Genomic DNA, 15,166 nt, shown 5'->3' with positions numbered 1-15,166 from the left:
CTCGTCCTTCGGCCTGCTTGATCATTCGGCGTGCAACCAATTGGGACAAGCGCAAACTGGTGAGAAGGTTTTGCTGAAGTAGAACCGATACCGTATCGTCATCAGCATCCAACGGGGATGTCGGCAAAACCTGACGCGACGCATTCACCAAGATATCAACAGAGTCAAAGGCATCAATCGTGCCTGACAATAGATTGGCGAGGGTGAGTTTTTCTCTCAAATCTCCCGAGAAATACCGAATATTGCCTTCTTCAGGCATGTCCCCCAATTCTTTGACAAGACTATTTTCGTCCATGTCAGCGAACATGACATTCGCACCTTGGTCGGCAAAATGACGTGCAATCGCAAGGCCAATGCCATTTGCAGCCCCCGTCACAATCGCAGTTTTTCCATCAATCGAAAAAGACATCAAAAGTCTCCAAATGAGAAAAGAGGCAAGCTCATCGCACCTTACCGCGTCTTTGCTCAGCGCAAAACACTTTGAAACGTGTTGATCGCTCTAAGACATCCACTTTTGAAAATGCAGCTTCTAGCGTCGGCTCATAGGGCAAGTGTGCGTTGGCGACCATGTACAATTTGCCACCCGGCTTTAACAGTTTCGCTGCGGCATTGATGAATCCGATGCCTAAACTTGGTTCAGCATTTCGCGCTGTGTGAAAAGGCGGGTTCATGATGACCGTATGAACTGGCTCTCGCAAATTCCAAGACAGCGCATCAGCCCAGTGGAATTCGGCGCGCGCATCTTGGACATTTGACCGTGCACAATCGAGTGCAGTTTTGTTGTCTTCGACAAGATGGAGACGTGAAATCTTTGGCGCATTGGAAAGCAATTTTGCGGATAGAAACCCCCAACCTGCACCTAAATCAACCACTGCGCCGCGCATGTCATCGGGTAAGTGCGGGATCAACATGGCTGATGCAGGATCAATCCCATCGGCAGAAAACACGCCCGGCGCTGTCGAAAAACCGCCATCGACGTCCGTTGGCTCAGCACGCCAAGCCAACAAATCTTGCGCATCAGCGGCGCGAAACCAAACAGTTTTTCCGTGACCTTTAGAAAAGCTGCCTTCTATCGCAACCGAACGCGCGACTTGTTTAACGATGCTCTCAATACCGTCCGTTTTTTGGCCATCAAGGACAATCCAACCGTTGGGGGCACGTTCAATCGCGTGCGCAATCAGGTGCTGCGCTTCTGCCTTCGCCCGCGGGAGAAACACGACGGCATGCTCAAACGATGCATCTTGTTCGACGACCACCTTATATCCTGCGGAGCGGAGCGCGGTTGTCGCAACGAACGAGTTGCTCTCACACTGCAGTTGAAGATCATCAAGACCACGTAGACGTTCAACGGCTATTTGACCAAGAACTCCAATTGCACCATCAAGAGGCGGCAACAGGTTAGCGTCGCGCGCTAACTCAAGACGGGCGTGTTTCCACACAATATTATTCTTTTTCCATAGTGCATTGCAGCGGGTGCTGATGACGGCGCGCGAGGTCCATCACTTGGCTGACCTTGGTTTCCGCGATCTCGTGGCTGAAAACTCCTACAACGGCCAAACCCTTTTTGTGAACGGTTAGCATAATTTCAAAGGCTTCCGCGTGCGTCATGTTAAAGAAACGCTCAAGAACATGAACCACAAATTCCATCGGCGTGTAATCGTCATTCAGGACAAGAACCTTATACAACGGCGGCTTTTGCGTCTTTGGGCGAACACCAACGACCACGCCCGTATCGGACCCGTCCTCGGAATTGCCAGACGCAATGATCTTCGATGTTAACATATCGGTGCCAGTGTCCATGGTCATGTATAGGTCAGAAACTCCTATATAACCCCATCACACCGATAGAAAAGAGGTCAAGCCCGAACCAAGGCCACAGATGGTCTCAAAAGTGGCTTTTCCATGGCTAAACCTACACTTTATTTGCCTAAGATTGATGTCGTTTTTCTGAATCGCAGCTTGCTCCCTCAGCAACACCACTTCGCGAATTAGAGGTTTTGACACATTCCCGCCACAATCGCCGTGCTTGGGGGTAGGGCCACCAAGAACCCCTATATGTTGAGAAAATCTGGAAGAATATTTCAAAAATTCCTTTGTTTTGAATGCTTTATTAATCGAATTTTATGTGTTAGTATCTAACCATAATAATACTAAGCCAGTCGAAAATCGGCGGCACTGAGGCAGTAAAAGGCAGACATCGTGAAGGTACGGCACACATCGCCGGCCCGACTAGGGCTATTGGTCATTTCACTTCTATGGTTAATTGTCGCGCTCCCCTTGAGTGTGTCGGCAGCACCATATGCAGCTTACGTTATGGACGCTCGTTCTGGCGAAGTGTTGCACTCACGCAATGCAGATACGCGACTTCATCCCGCGTCTTTGACAAAAATGATGACACTGTATGTCGCTTTCCAAGCGATAGAGAATGGTGAAATCACGCTTGATACAACGGTTAAAATTTCCGCGAATGCCGCAAATGAACAGCCCTCGAAATTGGGCCTTCGCGCTGGTCAGCGGATCAAGTTCCGCTATCTCATTCGCGCAGCGGCCGTAAAATCTGCGAACGATGCTGCAACAGCAATTGGCGAGACCCTGGAAGGCTCTGAAGCAGCCTTTGCACGGCGCATGACGAGAACCGCCAAATCGCTCGGCATGTCCAAGACAACCTTCAAGAACGCCCATGGATTGACAGAGTCAGGTCATCTATCGACTGCACGCGACATGTCTATCTTAGGTCGCCATCTGCTCTACGATTACCCAGATTATTATAACCTTTTTTCTCGCATCACGACCGATGCAGGTGTGAAAACGGTTCCGAACACAAACCGCCGTTTGTTGAGCAATTACAAAGGCGCAGACGGCATCAAAACCGGTTATACACGCGCGGCTGGCTTCAACCTCGTTGCTTCTGCTGAGCGCGGACAAGAGCGCATCATTGCGACGGTTTTCGGCGGACGCTCCACCGCCACACGAAACGCCCGCGTCGCTGAATTGCTCGACATGGGCTTCAAACGCGCACCCACTCGCGTCGCCCTGCGCAAACCGAAAAAACCGGCTTATGGTGGATCACGAGCGACAGCTAAAACAATCCGTGTTGTCCGCGCAGTGAAAACCAGCCCAAGGCCCAAGGCGCGCTCAAACAAAGTTAATAGCGCTCCAATCTTGGTCTCTTTAAAGGATGACGTTCGTCAGGCTCTCGTCGAGGCGCAAGTGAACACAGCGTCCAATACGCAAGTGACACAAGCAGCTGCAGCATCAACCGCAGCTGTAGTTACATCGCCAAAACCGGCAGCACGCCCGCAGGCGATCCTCCTTGCCTCCCTCACCCAGCCAAAACCGCAAGCGGCGGCCGCACCGGAACAGGAAGTCGTCACACGGCTATCAACTTCAGGCGGACGGCATTGGGGCATAAACATTGGTCGTTACCCAAACCGCTACAAGGCTGAGCGTGTTCTGCTCAAAACGGCCCTTGCTGAGATGAGCACGCTTAACGGCGCTCGCCGATCTGTAGCTGAACGCAAAGCAGGGTATGACGCAAATTTCGTGGGTCTCACCCGTGAAAGCGCAGATCTCGCATGCCGACGCCTTCAAGCGCGCAACGTGCAGTGCTTTATGATCGGTCCAAGTTCATAACATCTGTTGAAGACGTTAGGTCTGCGTCTTCAACCAAGTCAGGAATGCTTTCAGGGCGGTCCTGTGAACACCTTGGCGCACCACAATGAAGTAGCCGAAGTCTTCTTCATCCTCAAAAATTTGCGCCAGCCTGCCGTGTTCTAAATCAGACTTCACCCAAATCTTGGCAGTGACCAAAATGCCTTGCCCCATACGCGCAGCATCGAGTGACAGGTTCCCGGGCAAGATCACGCGCCCACCTTGCCCTGCTTCTTCGACCCCGTGCTTTGCCAACCAGAGCGAACTTTCGGACGTGCCGACCTCTTGTAGGATCGGAAAGCGGGCAAGATCCGAAGGCTCGGTCGGGCAATCGTCACAAATGAAACTGGGCGCCGCGACTGCGACCCTACGCGTTTCAATGAAGGGACGAACATCAACGCCTTCCCAATCGCCGCTGCCAAAGCGAATAGCAATATCAGGTCCCGCTGCATCAAGTGTCGCGGTCTTAGGGTCGGCATCGACGACAACACTTATTTCAGGATGTTGTTGCCGAAAATCAGCGAGTCTGGGCACTAACCAATTGGCGGCAAAACTCGGCGTCGTCGAAACTGTCAGTGGTTTGGCGTCTTGAGCCCCTGTCAGTTTTTCCACCTCATCAGCAATAGCGCCGAAGCCAGATTGCAACACAGCGCCAAGGGCACGGCCCTCTTCAGTCAAACGAGCTTGGCGGCCAGAACGGTCCAAAAGCTGCACATTCAAATGATCTTCAAGGTTCCGAATTTGCTGGCTAATCGCAGCGTGAGACACGTTCAGCACATCACCTGCCTGCTGCACGCCGCCTTGTTCAGTGTAAGCCGCAAAAGCCCTAAGCGCGGCTAGCGGCGGAAAGGTATTCCAATTCATATGTAATCCAGACTTACATAACTCCATTCTTTCTGACTGGAAACAAGGCGATGTTCAATGAATATATCAATACACAAACAAATTGGAGCATCGACATGTTAGGAATTTTTGCAGACAGCTTCTTGAAAGCAACCCATCAGGATGACCGTCATCCGCCACGTTGGCAGCCACCGCATCATTGGCGGAGATCACCAACTGAAGGTCGACACAAACACGACAAAGGAGAACGAGCACATGATTGATCCAATCATTTTCCACGCCTCACGACTGGCGCATCATAACGCGCCAACGCCTCGAAAAAGAGGCGTTAGAACAAGTCAAAGTCGCTCAAAACTACGGCTTTGGCTGCGATAATGTTGGCTATTCTTCGATCCGATGATCCAGCGCCGCACTCAGTAATGCACGCGTGTATTCATGTTGCGGCGCTTCAAACAAGGTTTCACTATCGCCCATTTCAACGACATCGCCTTGCTTCATAACAAGCACTTTGTGAGACATCGCGCGCACGACGTTTAGATCGTGACTGATAAAGAGATAGGCCAGCCCATATTTTTTTTGCAACCCACGTAGCAGTTCTACGATTTGCACCTGTACAGTCATATCAAGCGCGCTGGTCGGTTCATCAAGAACCACCAGTTTAGGCCGAAGAATCATAGCCCGTGCAATCGCGATACGTTGCCTTTGACCACCTGAGAATTCGTGCGGGTAGCGGTGCATCGTTTCCGGATCAAGACCGACTTCGGTCATGATTTCGGCCACCATATCACGCGTTGATTTCGCGCCGTCGGTGCCATGCACGCCCAAACCTTCAGCAATGATTTGCTCTGCCGTCATGCGCGGCGAAAGTGAACCAAAGGGATCTTGAAACACGATCTGCATGTCTTTTCGCGCGGCGCGCAATTCACGTGTGGACCAGTTGCGTGTATCGCCTTTTTCAAAGCTCAAGCCACCCTCAGAGGCAATCAAACGCATCATCGCCAAAGCAAGAGTCGTCTTGCCAGAGCCACTTTCACCAACGATGCCCAAGGTTTCACCTGCGCGCACGTTAAGCGTTGCATCATTGACCGCTTTCACGTGACCCACGGTACGTTTGAGCAAGCCTTGCTGGATCGGAAACCAAACTTTTAGATGTTCCGTGCTAGCGATTTCGACCGCATCGCTTGGAACAGGATCAGGGGTTCCAACGGCATGGGCGTTCAAAAGCGTCTTAGTGTACTCATGTCTCGGATTGTTGAAGACATCTTCGGTCTTCCCGGCCTCGACAATCTCACCTGATTTCATCACGCAAACCTTGTCCGCAATACTGCGCACGATACCGAGGTCATGGGTAATAAACAAAAGCCCCATGTTTTCCGTCTTTTTCAGATCTGCCAGAAGCTTCAAGATTTGAGCCTGGATTGTCACATCAAGCGCCGTTGTTGGCTCATCGGCGATGAGCAAATCAGGACCGTTGGCAAGGGCCATCGCGATCATAACGCGCTGGCGCTGCCCGCCCGAGAGCTGATGAGGATACGAACTCAACCGGCTTTCCGCCTGACGGATGCCTACCTTTTCCAGAAGTTCAACAATGCGTCCCCGCGCCTCTGCCCCAACAACGCCCTGATGCAAGGCAAGCGATTCACCAAGCTGCTTTTCCAGCGTGTGAAGCGGGTTGAGGGAGGTCATCGGTTCTTGAAAGATGAAGCTAATGTCATTGCCGCGCACCTTGCGCAGCAACGCGTCATCGGCGCCCACCATTTCCTGCCCCTCATAAGTGATCGACCCTTCACTTACAGCGTTGCTGCCGAGTAGGGATACTGTGCTAAGCGCTGTCACCGATTTGCCTGACCCACTTTCGCCAACAAGCGCGACGGTCTCACCGCGATCAACGGTAAAGCTAACACCGCGCACGGCTTCGCTGAGTTTACCATCTTGGCGAAAGGCGACTTTCAGGTCTCTGACCTTCAACAAGCTACTCATGAGAAGGTCTTTCTTGGATCAAACGCATCGCGCACGCCTTCAAAGATGAAGACCAAAAGCGAAAGCATCGCAGCAAAGGTAAAGAAGGCTGTGAACGCGAGCCATGGCGCTTGCAAGTTTTGTTTCGCTTGCAACGTCATCTCACCCAGAGACGGGGATGAAGACGGCAAACCAAAGCCGAGGAAATCAAGTCCAGCAAGTGTGCTGATCGTGCCTGTCACGATGAATGGCAACATTGTCACCGTCGCGACCATCGCATTGGGCAACATGTGGCGGAACATAATGACTGTGTTGGACACGCCCAGCGCCTTGGCCGCGCGGACATATTCAAGGTTACGTGCACGCAAGAATTCGGCGCGCACGACCCCTACCAAGGCCATCCAACCAAAGAGCACCATGAGGAACACCAACAGCCAAAAACCACGCCCCAAAATCGCGAACATAATGATGATGATATAGAGCGACGGAACAGCCCCCCATATTTCGATCACGCGCTGGAAGATGAGATCGACCCAGCCGCCGAAATATCCCTGCAAAGCGCCAGCAGCGATGCCAACGACGCTGGCCAGTGTTGTCACGATCAACGTGAACATGATCGACAATCGGAAGCCATAAATCACACGGGCAAGTACGTCGCGCTTGGTATCATCCGTACCGAGCAGGTTTTGCCCATTTGGCGCCAACGGTGCCGCGCCAGAGCGATCAACGGTTGTGTCATAGGAATAGGGGATTAACGGCCAAGCGATCCAGCCTTTATGGAAGCCTTCGACATCAGCGCCATAGGTGCCTGCGTCTATGCCTTCAACGATGCCTTCTGGATCGTCCCAGCATTCTTCTAGCCCGCCAGATTTGATGAGGCATTTAACTTCGATATCGCGATAGACCGCTTCGGTTTCGAAATCGCCGCCAAAAGCCGTTTCAGGATAGAACTTGAACACTGGCATGTGCAGCTCACCGCGATAACTCACGACGATGGGTTTGTCGTTGGCAATGAATTCAGCGAACAGGGACAGCGTGAAAAGGACCGAAAAGATAATCAATGACCAAAGCGCGCGGCGGTTGGCTTTGAAGTTGCGCCAGCGGCGTTGATTGAGGGGGGAGAGTTTCATCAGATCAGCCCTCCCGCTTTTCAAAGTCGATGCGTGGATCGACCAGCACATACATCAGATCAGACAGAATATTCACGACAAGGCCAATCAGACCAAAGATAAACAGCGTTCCAAACATCACTGGATAGTCTCGACCTACAGCGGCCTCAAACCCGAGACGCCCAAGACCATCAAGCGAGAAGATCGTTTCGATAATGATCGATCCTCCAAAAAACACGCCGACAAATACCGCAGGAAAACCTGCGATCACAATCAGCATCGCATTGCGAAAGACATGGCTATAGAGCACTTTCTTTTCGCTCAATCCCTTAGCCCGCGCAGTCATCACGTAATGTTTTTTGATTTCATCCAAGAAGCTGTTCTTGGTCAAAAGCGTCAGTGTCGCAAAGGCGGAAATCGTCGAGGCAAAGACGGGCAGTGCGATGTGCCAAAGATAATCCATCGCTTTGCCAAGCAAGGTCAAATCCTCGAAATTCTCCGACGTCAGCCCCCTAAGCGGGAAAATCTGCCAATATGATCCACCCGCAAACAACACGAGCAAAAGGATCGCAAACAAGAACCCCGGAATCGCATATGCGACGATGATCATCGCAGAGGTCCAAGTGTCAAAGCTCGTTCCATCATGCACCGCCTTGCGAATACCGAGCGGGATCGAAACGATGTAGGCAATCAAAGTAGACCATAGGCCCAATGTGATCGACACGGGCATTTTTTCCAGCACCAAATCAACAACGCTAATGGATCGGAAATAGCTCTCCCCGAAATCGAGGCGCATGTAGTTCCAGATCATATTGAGGAAGCGTTCAAGCGGCGGTTTGTCAAACCCGAACTCTTTCTCAAGCTCTTCGATAAACTCTTTGGGCAAGCCACGCGCGCCGACATATTCACTGTCAGAGCCAAAGGTTTCTTCGCCGACATCATTGCCGCCGCCAGAGAAACCTTCAAACACATCTCCCCCGCCCTGCATCTGGGCCAAGACCTGTTCTACTGGACCACCCGGCACAAATTGCACAAGCGTGAAATTAACAATCATAATCCCCAAAAGGGTAGGAATGATCAGCAACAATCGTCGGAGTATATAGGCGCCCAAAGCGAATTACCTCAAAACGCCAGCGGACTTAAGCGCGTCGTATTTTTCTTGATTGAACCACCAGAAGTCCAGCTCACCCAATGCAAGTGGCGGAATATCATCAGGGTGTTCAAACATGTCATATGCAGCGACCCAGTGATCCGCAACGTAGCCGCTTGGAATTTGGATGCGCAAATACCGCAGGACGCGATCAAGCGCCATCAACGCAGCTTCTTCTTCCTCGCGTGATTTGGTGTCCAACGCCCCATCAATGATGGCATCTACCAGCTCACTTTGGAGCGACTGAGGATTGTATGAAGACACGACAGCAGTCTCAGCACCGTAAGCTTGTTTGAGACCTGTTCCCGCAGAGAAGAATGTCTGATTGCGGAAATACATCATGTCCCAGTCTTTGTCGTAATAGCGCTGCGCATATTGAGCGGAGTCAATCTTCTCCATCTCAACGTTGAGGCCCCATTTGTTCAACGTCTGCACGTAGGTCGTAATCATCGCCTCAACCGTGTCAGAGGTGCTCGCAGACAACATGATCTTGAAGGCCACCGGCTTTCCGTCAGCGTCGACAAACTTACCATTGCTGTCAACGGTCCAACCCACATCCTTAAGCAAGCGAAGTGCTTTGCGTTGATTACGGCGATCAGACACCGTGTCTGGGTTAGAGGTATGGGCAAGGACCGCTTCGGAGGTCATGACCTCTTCGGGAACAAGATCGCCCAACGATTCAAGGAATGTCTTTTCCAAACCAGTTGGAACGCCTTTTGCTTCCAAAGGCGAGTTTTGAACGAAAGAATGACGCTGTGTCGTCAGATCGTACTGAAGGGACGACGAAACCCACTCAAAGTTAAATGCGAGGCTCAACGCTTCGCGGACGCGCAAGTCGGTGAATGGTTCGCGCAACAGATTGAACACAAATCCAGTTGGTGAGGGCGGCGAGCCACTTGGAAGCTCTTCGCGTTTAACGTTCCCTTTGTCGACATTCGGGAAGTCGTATCCAGTTGCCCAACGTTTCGTGCTGTTTTCTACACGGAAAGTGTATTCACCGGCCTTGAACGCTTCAAACTCCGCGGTTTCGTCCAAGAAGTATTCAACGCGGACACGGTCAAAGTTGTGACGTCCCACGTTGACGGGCAAATGCCAGCCCCAATAGTCAGGGTTGCGCTTGTAAACGATAAAGCGGTTGATCTCGAAATCATCGACCACATAGGGGCCGCTTCCCAATGGCGTCAGCAAAGACGGCTCATCCAGACGTTCGCCTGTTTCTTTGTACCATGCTTCTGAAAAGACTGGCGTGCCGCCTACTTGGGAAATCAGTGAACGACGGGAAATACCATCAACGAATGTCGCCTTAAGCGTCAGATCATCAATCGCTTCGACACTAGAGATACGCTGCTTGACGCTTCGTGCGTAGCTACGAATACCTTGCTCTAGGAACAAATTATGCGAAAAGGCTGCGTCATGCGCAGTCAACTGAGATCCATCCGAGAACTTCGCCTCTGGACGCACATGGAACACGCACCATTCTTTCGACTTGGGGTACTCAACGGCTTCCGCGAGGTGGCAGTATGAATCTGTGATGGAGTCAGCGGGTGTTGCATCCCCAAATGGCGCGCGCGAAAACAAGGCTTCTGCGACCAAACCAGAAAATTGACCGGACTGCCCTTTGCTTGCCCAGCGGTTCATGCTGTCAAAGGTGCCACGCGCAGACAAAGAGACCTCTCCGCCTTTAGGTGCGTTCGGGTTTACGTAGTCAAAGTGTTTGAAGTCCGCAGGATATTGGAGATCGCCGAAGAAGGAATAGCCGTGGCTTCTGATCATTTCCGAACTGGCGTCTTGTGCAAAAGAAGCGCCCGGACGCAGACCCAAAGCCATGCCAGCGCCGCCTGCAGCCATTCCAAGCATCAGATCACGGCGCTTAATGACCAATTCGTCTTTCATAATCTCGTTTGCCATCATCCATCTCCCTTGGGCGATTTCTACATTCATATCTATATACATAGCTAAGGCGCTGCGTATGTCACATTCAAGCTTTGAATGTATGAACTCGTTGTGATTGCTTCGTGATTAGTCATGAAGCAACCCGATAGACACAAAAAAGCCGCCCAGCAGGATGCAAGGCGGCTTCTTTGAATTCGAAAGTTAAGAAACGATTACTTGATCGTTTCAAGATACGCGATGATGTTCGCGCGATCCGCGTCTTTCTTAAGACCGGAGAAGCCCATTTTAGTACCGCGTGCGTAGCCTTTTGGGTTTTCAAGGAAACCATCGAGTTCCTCGTAACCCCAAGTGCCGCCAAGCTCAGCTAGTACGCCGGAATAACCATAGCCATCCACGCCAGCGATTTCACGGTTCACAACATCAAAGAGGTGCGGGCCAGTGCCGTTCGCGCCATCTTCCAATTTGTGGCACGCTTTGCACTTACCAAAGACTTTAGCACCTTTTTCAACATCAGCTGCAGCAACCAAAGTTGCGATATCTGGTCCTGCTTCTTCTTCGGCACCACTGTCGTCGCTTTCAACTTCGATGACATATGCTTGACCGTGGCCTTCACCATGATCACCACCGTGGCCAGAAGGACCAGTGTGATAAATCTCTTCAGCCGCCCAGCCGCCTAGAAGGAAAATCAGAAAAGCGCCGCAGAAACCGCCAAGCACTTTTGTAAACGTCATTGTGTCAAACATCTGGATCGTCCCGTTGAATAGTCGTTGCGCGGCTATCTATGGCTTTCGCGCGCTTATGGCAAGGTGTAGAACCCGCGACTAAACGACCATCTAGCACAGATTTTAGAGGAACCGCACCCATGACAAAGAAGATCGCATTCCAAGGCGAATTGGGCGCCTATTCCCATGAAGCCTGTGCAAACACCTATCCAGATCACGAACCACTGCCCTGCCACACCTTCGAAGACGTGATTGACGCTGTCAATTCAGGCGTCGCCGAACTTGCTATGCTCCCTGTAGAAAACTCAACATATGGGCGTGTTGCGGACATTCACAGACTTCTACCAAGCTCTGGCTTACATATCGTTGACGAAGCTTTTACGCGCGTGCGCATCAGCTTGATGGCTCTACCCGGCGTTCAATTGTCAGACGTCGAAAAAGTGCGAGCGCATCTCGTCTTATTGCCGCAAGCGGCTTCGTTTCTTCAAAAGAATAAAATTGTTGGCGAATCAGCCGCAGACAGTGCCGGTGCAGCCGCAGAACTGGTTGAGAGCGGTGATCGCTCAAGTGGCGTACTCGCGAGTGAAATTGCGGCAGAAATCTATGGCCTCGACGTTCTCGCAAGCAATGTCGAAGATCATGGGCATAACACGACACGGTTTCTCGTCATGTCGCCAAACGCCAACCTCGAAAAGCGCGGTGAGCATGGCATGATGACCAGCTTTGTCTTTCGCGTGCGCAATATTCCCGCCGCGCTTTACAAAGCAATGGGCGGCTTTGCGACCAACGGCGTGAACATGACAAAGCTGGAAAGCTACATGGTCGGCGGGCATTTCACAGCGACACAGTTCTACGCTGACATTGAGGGGCATCCGGAAGACGAAAACGTTGTTCGGGCTTTGGATGAATTGGAATATTTCACCAGCGAAGTGACCATTCTTGGCACGTATCCCATGGCAGCTGAGCGTAATTCCTAGGCTTAGCCGGTGCGATCAGCCTTGTAATCACGCTCCAAAATCCGCACGAAATCTGCAGTTTTGTTTTTAAAACGTCGCTGCAGTCGTCCCTTACCGAGCCGTAGTGTCTGAATCATCAGACGCCCGGATAGACTTTTGGGCTTAAGCTCAAGAGCAATCGATGCACGCGTTCTATTCTTCGAAAGCGGCATGAGATCAACCGTCGCAAATGCAGTGATATCTTCGCTCAGCATCTCGAGGCAGTAATTGTCTGGTTCGTTATACTCGGACATCTTTGCATCGATTTTGCGCTCTTTGCCGCGCAAATGGAACACAGCATGCCACGCCATGCCAGCACCCTTTTTGCGCAACGTATCCGTACGGTTTACTTCCGCACCTCGGCGCAGCGCAGACCGCTCGAACTGATCAAAGTCGCTGAACAACTTGAAAGCATCGTCAATCGGCGCTTCGATATCTTCTTTAGTCGAGAATTTCATGGGAGCTAGGTGTCTTTCTGTGTCACTTTGTCGGCTTATAGCGAAACTAGTTCAGTCAAGTCTATCTTCCAGCCAGTGCTTTAGAATGAAATGTGCAATTGCACCTTTTCGCGCGGGTAGGATTTTCGGATGTTCCCCTGCAAAAGCGAGCATCATATCTTCTCGACTCACCCACATCGCGTCCTCAAGCTCATTCGGATCGATTGTGATTTCTTTGCTCGTCGCTTCGCCCTTGCAGCCAAACATAAGAGAATTTGGAAACGGCCACGGCTGACTTGCTAGATACTCAACTTGACCAACTTCAATGCCAGCCTCTTCAAACACCTCACGGCGCACGGCCGCTTCGATCGTTTCACCCGGCTCCACAAACCCTGCAAGCAAAGAATACATGCCAGGAGGCCATTGCGGCGAACGCCCCATCAAGACCGAATTTCCATTAGCAATCAGCATGATAACAACTGGATCCGTACGCGGAAAATGCTGCGCGCCACAGCTAGAACAGCCGCGCTGCCAGCCGGACATCGACATTTCGCTTTTTGCGCCGCACTTGGAGCAAAACTGATGGCTTCTGTGCCAAGCATAAACAGCCAAAGCGCTGGCTGCGAGTTCAGCGTCGCGCGCGTTGAGACGGGTCATGTTGGCGCGTAGCTCGGAAAATACGTCCGTGTCTGGTAAATCAGGATGGCTCTGTTCACTGAAATCAAACAAGGCACCCGGTGCCGCGTCCTCTGCACCATCAGGGACCCAGTCTGAAATATCGTGCGCAAAAATTGCGCGCCCGTCTTCTAAGCCCAAAAATAGTGCATTGTCTGCCCGATCCGCGAATAGCTCGTGGGTCATAGATACGCGCGCCAAGGCATCAAGTTCCCCACGCCTGATCAGCGGCTTTCCTTTCCAGAAAACAATCGCTTCAGAAACAGGATTTTTCCGATGCGCTCGCATCGCTTCAGCATCTCCGCGCAGTTCAGCTGCTCGGTTTAGGCCTGAGCCCCCAAAAGTTACGGTTTCTGCTAATTTCATGCCGACCTCCCATCAATTCGGGGCAAGCTAAGGCTGATCTGGGGGGAGGCACAAGAGCAATAGAGCATCTTGCAAACCCAGCGCGCGGCTCTTATATCAAGTTTCGAGGGGTTGGCGCGGGCAAGTGCCTCGCCAACCTGGTCAGATCCGGAAGGAAGCAGCCACAACGAGCCCCGCTTGGGTCGATGTCCAACCTCTCACCTAATCCCCTTTTGGCACAATTCCGGTCACCGCCCAGCGCAACTGGGGATCGGTTTCGACCGCGCAAGGGCGTACTTTTCGTAAGTGCAGCAAGGCTTCAACAGCATCTTCCCCCGCTTCAACCATCAAACGTAGCGCCAGCATTCCAGAGCGACCGCAGCCACCTTTGCAATGTATGAGCACTCGCCCCTGCCCTTTAAGCGCACTCAGCGCAGCAGCGCTCGCATCAGGCCACGCGGCCAAAAAGTCTGCGTCTGGCGCACCAAAGTCACGAATCGGCAGATGAAGCCATCGCGTGCCGCTTTCCTGCATGTCCGCGCCAAAAGTTTCCGCACCTGCGTCAGCGAGTTCGCCACGCGTCGTGGTGGTAATCACCAAAGATGGCTTCCAATCACGCAGAAAATCCAGATCCGCTTTGTAGTCACCCTTCAAACCAGGGAGCTGCGAAATCGCTAGCGACCCTCCGCCGACACCCAGTGCATGAATGACCAAGTCTGCCATCGTTCAGAGCCTCTCAGCGCTAAAAGTATCGCAGACGTTTAGGTCGCCGCTGTTGAACCCACGTGTGAACCAACCTGCGCGTTGTGCACTCGTTCCATGCGTAAATGTATGCGGTTGCGGCACACGGCCAGCGCGCTTTTGCAAGCGATCATCCCCAATCATCCGCGCCGCGTTCAGCGCTTCTTCCACATCGCCCGGCTCAAGCAACCCCTCAACAGAACGCGCCCAGACACCGCTCAAACAATCGGCCTGCAGCTCAAGACGTACGGTCAATGCATTCGCCTCAATTTGACTTGCAGTACGGCGTGCCTGATGCACCTGCGATAGAATGCCCAACTCGTTTTGGACATGATGGGCGACCTCATGAGCAATCACATAGGCTGCTGCGAAATCTCCTTTTGCGCCCAATTGGCGAGACAAAGTCGCGAAGAATTCAGTGTCTAAATAGGCCTTACTATCCGCAGGGCAGTAAAACGGCCCTGTTGCCCCAGATGCCCCACCACACGGGCTTTGTGTCACATCTGAATACAGCACCAAGGTTGGCGCGCGGTAGTTGCGTCCGATCTGAGCCGGGAAAATCTGTTCCCACACTTGCTCGGTCGTTGCCAATACGCGCGAAGAAAACTCAGCGGCACGCTCTTCCTCTGCAGAAATCTGACGTGTC

General features: G+C 52.1%; 16 protein-coding genes and 1 other RNA gene. 4 read left to right on the top strand and 13 right to left on the bottom strand.

Going from position 1 to position 15,166, the window contains the following annotated elements:
* From ABJQ89_RS08040 to clpS, 3 genes are all read right to left on the bottom strand, one after another.
* Nucleotides 1-409: SDR family oxidoreductase (locus ABJQ89_RS08040; RefSeq protein WP_348495729.1), on the bottom strand; the 409-nt coding region annotated here is incomplete at its 3' end.
* Nucleotides 410-440: 31 nt separating this feature from the next.
* Nucleotides 441-1,439 (bottom strand): class I SAM-dependent methyltransferase, encoded by a 999-nt coding sequence (locus ABJQ89_RS08035; RefSeq protein WP_348495728.1) that lies wholly within the window; start codon nucleotides 1,437-1,439, stop codon nucleotides 441-443.
* A 4-nt stretch (nucleotides 1,440-1,443) separates the two neighbouring features.
* Nucleotides 1,444-1,782 (bottom strand): ATP-dependent Clp protease adapter ClpS, encoded by a 339-nt coding sequence (gene clpS / locus ABJQ89_RS08030; RefSeq protein WP_348495730.1) that lies wholly within the window; start codon nucleotides 1,780-1,782, stop codon nucleotides 1,444-1,446.
* 531 nt (nucleotides 1,783-2,313) lie between these two features.
* On the opposite strand from clpS, the gene ABJQ89_RS08025 reads away from it, so the two are divergent.
* Nucleotides 2,314-3,633, top strand: a complete 1,320-nt coding sequence (locus tag ABJQ89_RS08025; RefSeq protein ID WP_348495727.1) for a D-alanyl-D-alanine carboxypeptidase family protein — start codon at nucleotides 2,314-2,316, stop codon at nucleotides 3,631-3,633.
* Nucleotides 3,634-3,648: 15 nt separating this feature from the next.
* Here ABJQ89_RS08025 and ABJQ89_RS08020 read toward each other — a convergent pair whose 3' ends face one another.
* Nucleotides 3,649-4,515, bottom strand: coding sequence for a LysR substrate-binding domain-containing protein (locus ABJQ89_RS08020; RefSeq protein WP_348495726.1), 867 nt, complete (start codon nucleotides 4,513-4,515; stop codon nucleotides 3,649-3,651).
* 238 nt (nucleotides 4,516-4,753) lie between these two features.
* On the opposite strand from ABJQ89_RS08020, the gene ABJQ89_RS08015 reads away from it, so the two are divergent.
* Nucleotides 4,754-4,894: a hypothetical protein gene (locus ABJQ89_RS08015; RefSeq protein WP_348495725.1), complete on the top strand. Its 141-nt coding sequence runs from the start codon at nucleotides 4,754-4,756 to the stop codon at nucleotides 4,892-4,894.
* Here the strand turns inward: ABJQ89_RS08015 and ABJQ89_RS08010 are convergent.
* The 5 genes from ABJQ89_RS08010 to ABJQ89_RS07990 form a co-directional block, all read right to left on the bottom strand.
* Nucleotides 4,876-6,474 (bottom strand): ABC transporter ATP-binding protein, encoded by a 1,599-nt coding sequence (locus tag ABJQ89_RS08010; RefSeq protein ID WP_348495724.1) that lies wholly within the window; start codon nucleotides 6,472-6,474, stop codon nucleotides 4,876-4,878. The genes ABJQ89_RS08015 and ABJQ89_RS08010 overlap by 19 nt on opposite strands.
* Entirely contained in the window at nucleotides 6,471-7,583 is a 1,113-nt protein-coding gene (locus ABJQ89_RS08005; RefSeq protein WP_348495723.1) for an ABC transporter permease, read from the bottom strand. Before ABJQ89_RS08005 ends, ABJQ89_RS08010 begins: the two co-directional genes overlap by 4 nt.
* Before the next feature lie 4 nt (nucleotides 7,584-7,587).
* Nucleotides 7,588-8,673, bottom strand: a complete 1,086-nt coding sequence (locus tag ABJQ89_RS08000; RefSeq protein WP_348495722.1) for a microcin C ABC transporter permease YejB — start codon at nucleotides 8,671-8,673, stop codon at nucleotides 7,588-7,590.
* Nucleotides 8,674-8,679: 6 nt separating this feature from the next.
* On the bottom strand, nucleotides 8,680-10,620 hold the full coding sequence (locus tag ABJQ89_RS07995) for an extracellular solute-binding protein (RefSeq protein WP_348495721.1): 1,941 nt from the start codon (nucleotides 10,618-10,620) through the stop codon (nucleotides 8,680-8,682).
* A 197-nt stretch (nucleotides 10,621-10,817) separates the two neighbouring features.
* Complete coding sequence (locus ABJQ89_RS07990) at nucleotides 10,818-11,348, bottom strand: cytochrome c family protein (RefSeq protein ID WP_348495720.1); 531 nt, start codon at nucleotides 11,346-11,348, stop codon at nucleotides 10,818-10,820.
* A gap of 119 nt (nucleotides 11,349-11,467) precedes the next feature.
* Between ABJQ89_RS07990 and ABJQ89_RS07985 the strand changes: the two genes are divergently transcribed.
* A complete protein-coding gene (locus ABJQ89_RS07985; protein WP_348495719.1) occupies nucleotides 11,468-12,304 on the top strand; it encodes a prephenate dehydratase in 837 nt (278 codons plus the stop codon).
* 2 nt (nucleotides 12,305-12,306) lie between these two features.
* Here ABJQ89_RS07985 and ABJQ89_RS07980 read toward each other — a convergent pair whose 3' ends face one another.
* Together ABJQ89_RS07980 and nudC are read right to left on the bottom strand one after the other, a co-directional pair.
* The gene (locus tag ABJQ89_RS07980; protein ID WP_348495718.1) at nucleotides 12,307-12,780 is read right to left on the bottom strand and encodes an SRPBCC family protein; all 474 of its coding nucleotides are present in this window, start codon (nucleotides 12,778-12,780) and stop codon (nucleotides 12,307-12,309) included.
* Nucleotides 12,781-12,831: 51 nt separating this feature from the next.
* Nucleotides 12,832-13,800, bottom strand: coding sequence for an NAD(+) diphosphatase (nudC, locus tag ABJQ89_RS07975; protein ID WP_348495717.1), 969 nt, complete (start codon nucleotides 13,798-13,800; stop codon nucleotides 12,832-12,834).
* A gap of 104 nt (nucleotides 13,801-13,904) precedes the next feature.
* Between nudC and ffs the strand changes: the two genes are divergently transcribed.
* Nucleotides 13,905-14,003, top strand: an RNA gene (ffs, locus tag ABJQ89_RS07970) — signal recognition particle sRNA small type.
* Here the strand turns inward: ffs and ABJQ89_RS07965 are convergent.
* Together ABJQ89_RS07965 and ABJQ89_RS07960 are read right to left on the bottom strand one after the other, a co-directional pair.
* A complete protein-coding gene (locus ABJQ89_RS07965) occupies nucleotides 14,002-14,502 on the bottom strand; it encodes a dual specificity protein phosphatase family protein (protein WP_348495716.1) in 501 nt (166 codons plus the stop codon). The genes ffs and ABJQ89_RS07965 overlap by 2 nt on opposite strands.
* Nucleotides 14,503-14,505: 3 nt before the next feature.
* Nucleotides 14,506-15,166 (bottom strand): neutral zinc metallopeptidase (locus ABJQ89_RS07960; RefSeq protein ID WP_348495715.1); only part of this gene is annotated, 661 nt, incomplete at its 5' end.

The organism is Planktotalea sp. (assembly GCF_039984035.1).
Lineage (GTDB): Bacteria > Pseudomonadota > Alphaproteobacteria > Rhodobacterales > Rhodobacteraceae > Planktotalea.
This window is presented reverse-complemented; position numbering and strand designations above follow the sequence as displayed.

Excerpts from the sequence above, each read along its gene's own strand:
- clpS (WP_348495730.1), bottom strand. The coding sequence starts at position 1,782 with ATGTTAACATCGAAGATCATTGCGTCTGGCAATTCCGAGGACGGGTCC.
- ABJQ89_RS08025 (WP_348495727.1), top strand. The coding sequence starts at position 2,314 with ATGGACGCTCGTTCTGGCGAAGTGTTGCACTCACGCAATGCAGATACG.
- ABJQ89_RS08020 (WP_348495726.1), bottom strand. The coding sequence starts at position 4,515 with ATGAATTGGAATACCTTTCCGCCGCTAGCCGCGCTTAGGGCTTTTGCG.
- ABJQ89_RS08010 (WP_348495724.1), bottom strand. The coding sequence starts at position 6,474 with ATGAGTAGCTTGTTGAAGGTCAGAGACCTGAAAGTCGCCTTTCGCCAA.
- ABJQ89_RS08005 (WP_348495723.1), bottom strand. The coding sequence starts at position 7,583 with ATGAAACTCTCCCCCCTCAATCAACGCCGCTGGCGCAACTTCAAAGCC.
- ABJQ89_RS07995 (WP_348495721.1), bottom strand. The coding sequence starts at position 10,620 with ATGGCAAACGAGATTATGAAAGACGAATTGGTCATTAAGCGCCGTGAT.
- ABJQ89_RS07990 (WP_348495720.1), bottom strand. The coding sequence starts at position 11,348 with ATGTTTGACACAATGACGTTTACAAAAGTGCTTGGCGGTTTCTGCGGC.
- ABJQ89_RS07985 (WP_348495719.1), top strand. The coding sequence starts at position 11,468 with ATGACAAAGAAGATCGCATTCCAAGGCGAATTGGGCGCCTATTCCCAT.
- ABJQ89_RS07980 (WP_348495718.1), bottom strand. The coding sequence starts at position 12,780 with ATGAAATTCTCGACTAAAGAAGATATCGAAGCGCCGATTGACGATGCT.
- nudC (WP_348495717.1), bottom strand. The coding sequence starts at position 13,800 with ATGAAATTAGCAGAAACCGTAACTTTTGGGGGCTCAGGCCTAAACCGA.
- ABJQ89_RS07965 (WP_348495716.1), bottom strand. The coding sequence starts at position 14,502 with ATGGCAGACTTGGTCATTCATGCACTGGGTGTCGGCGGAGGGTCGCTA.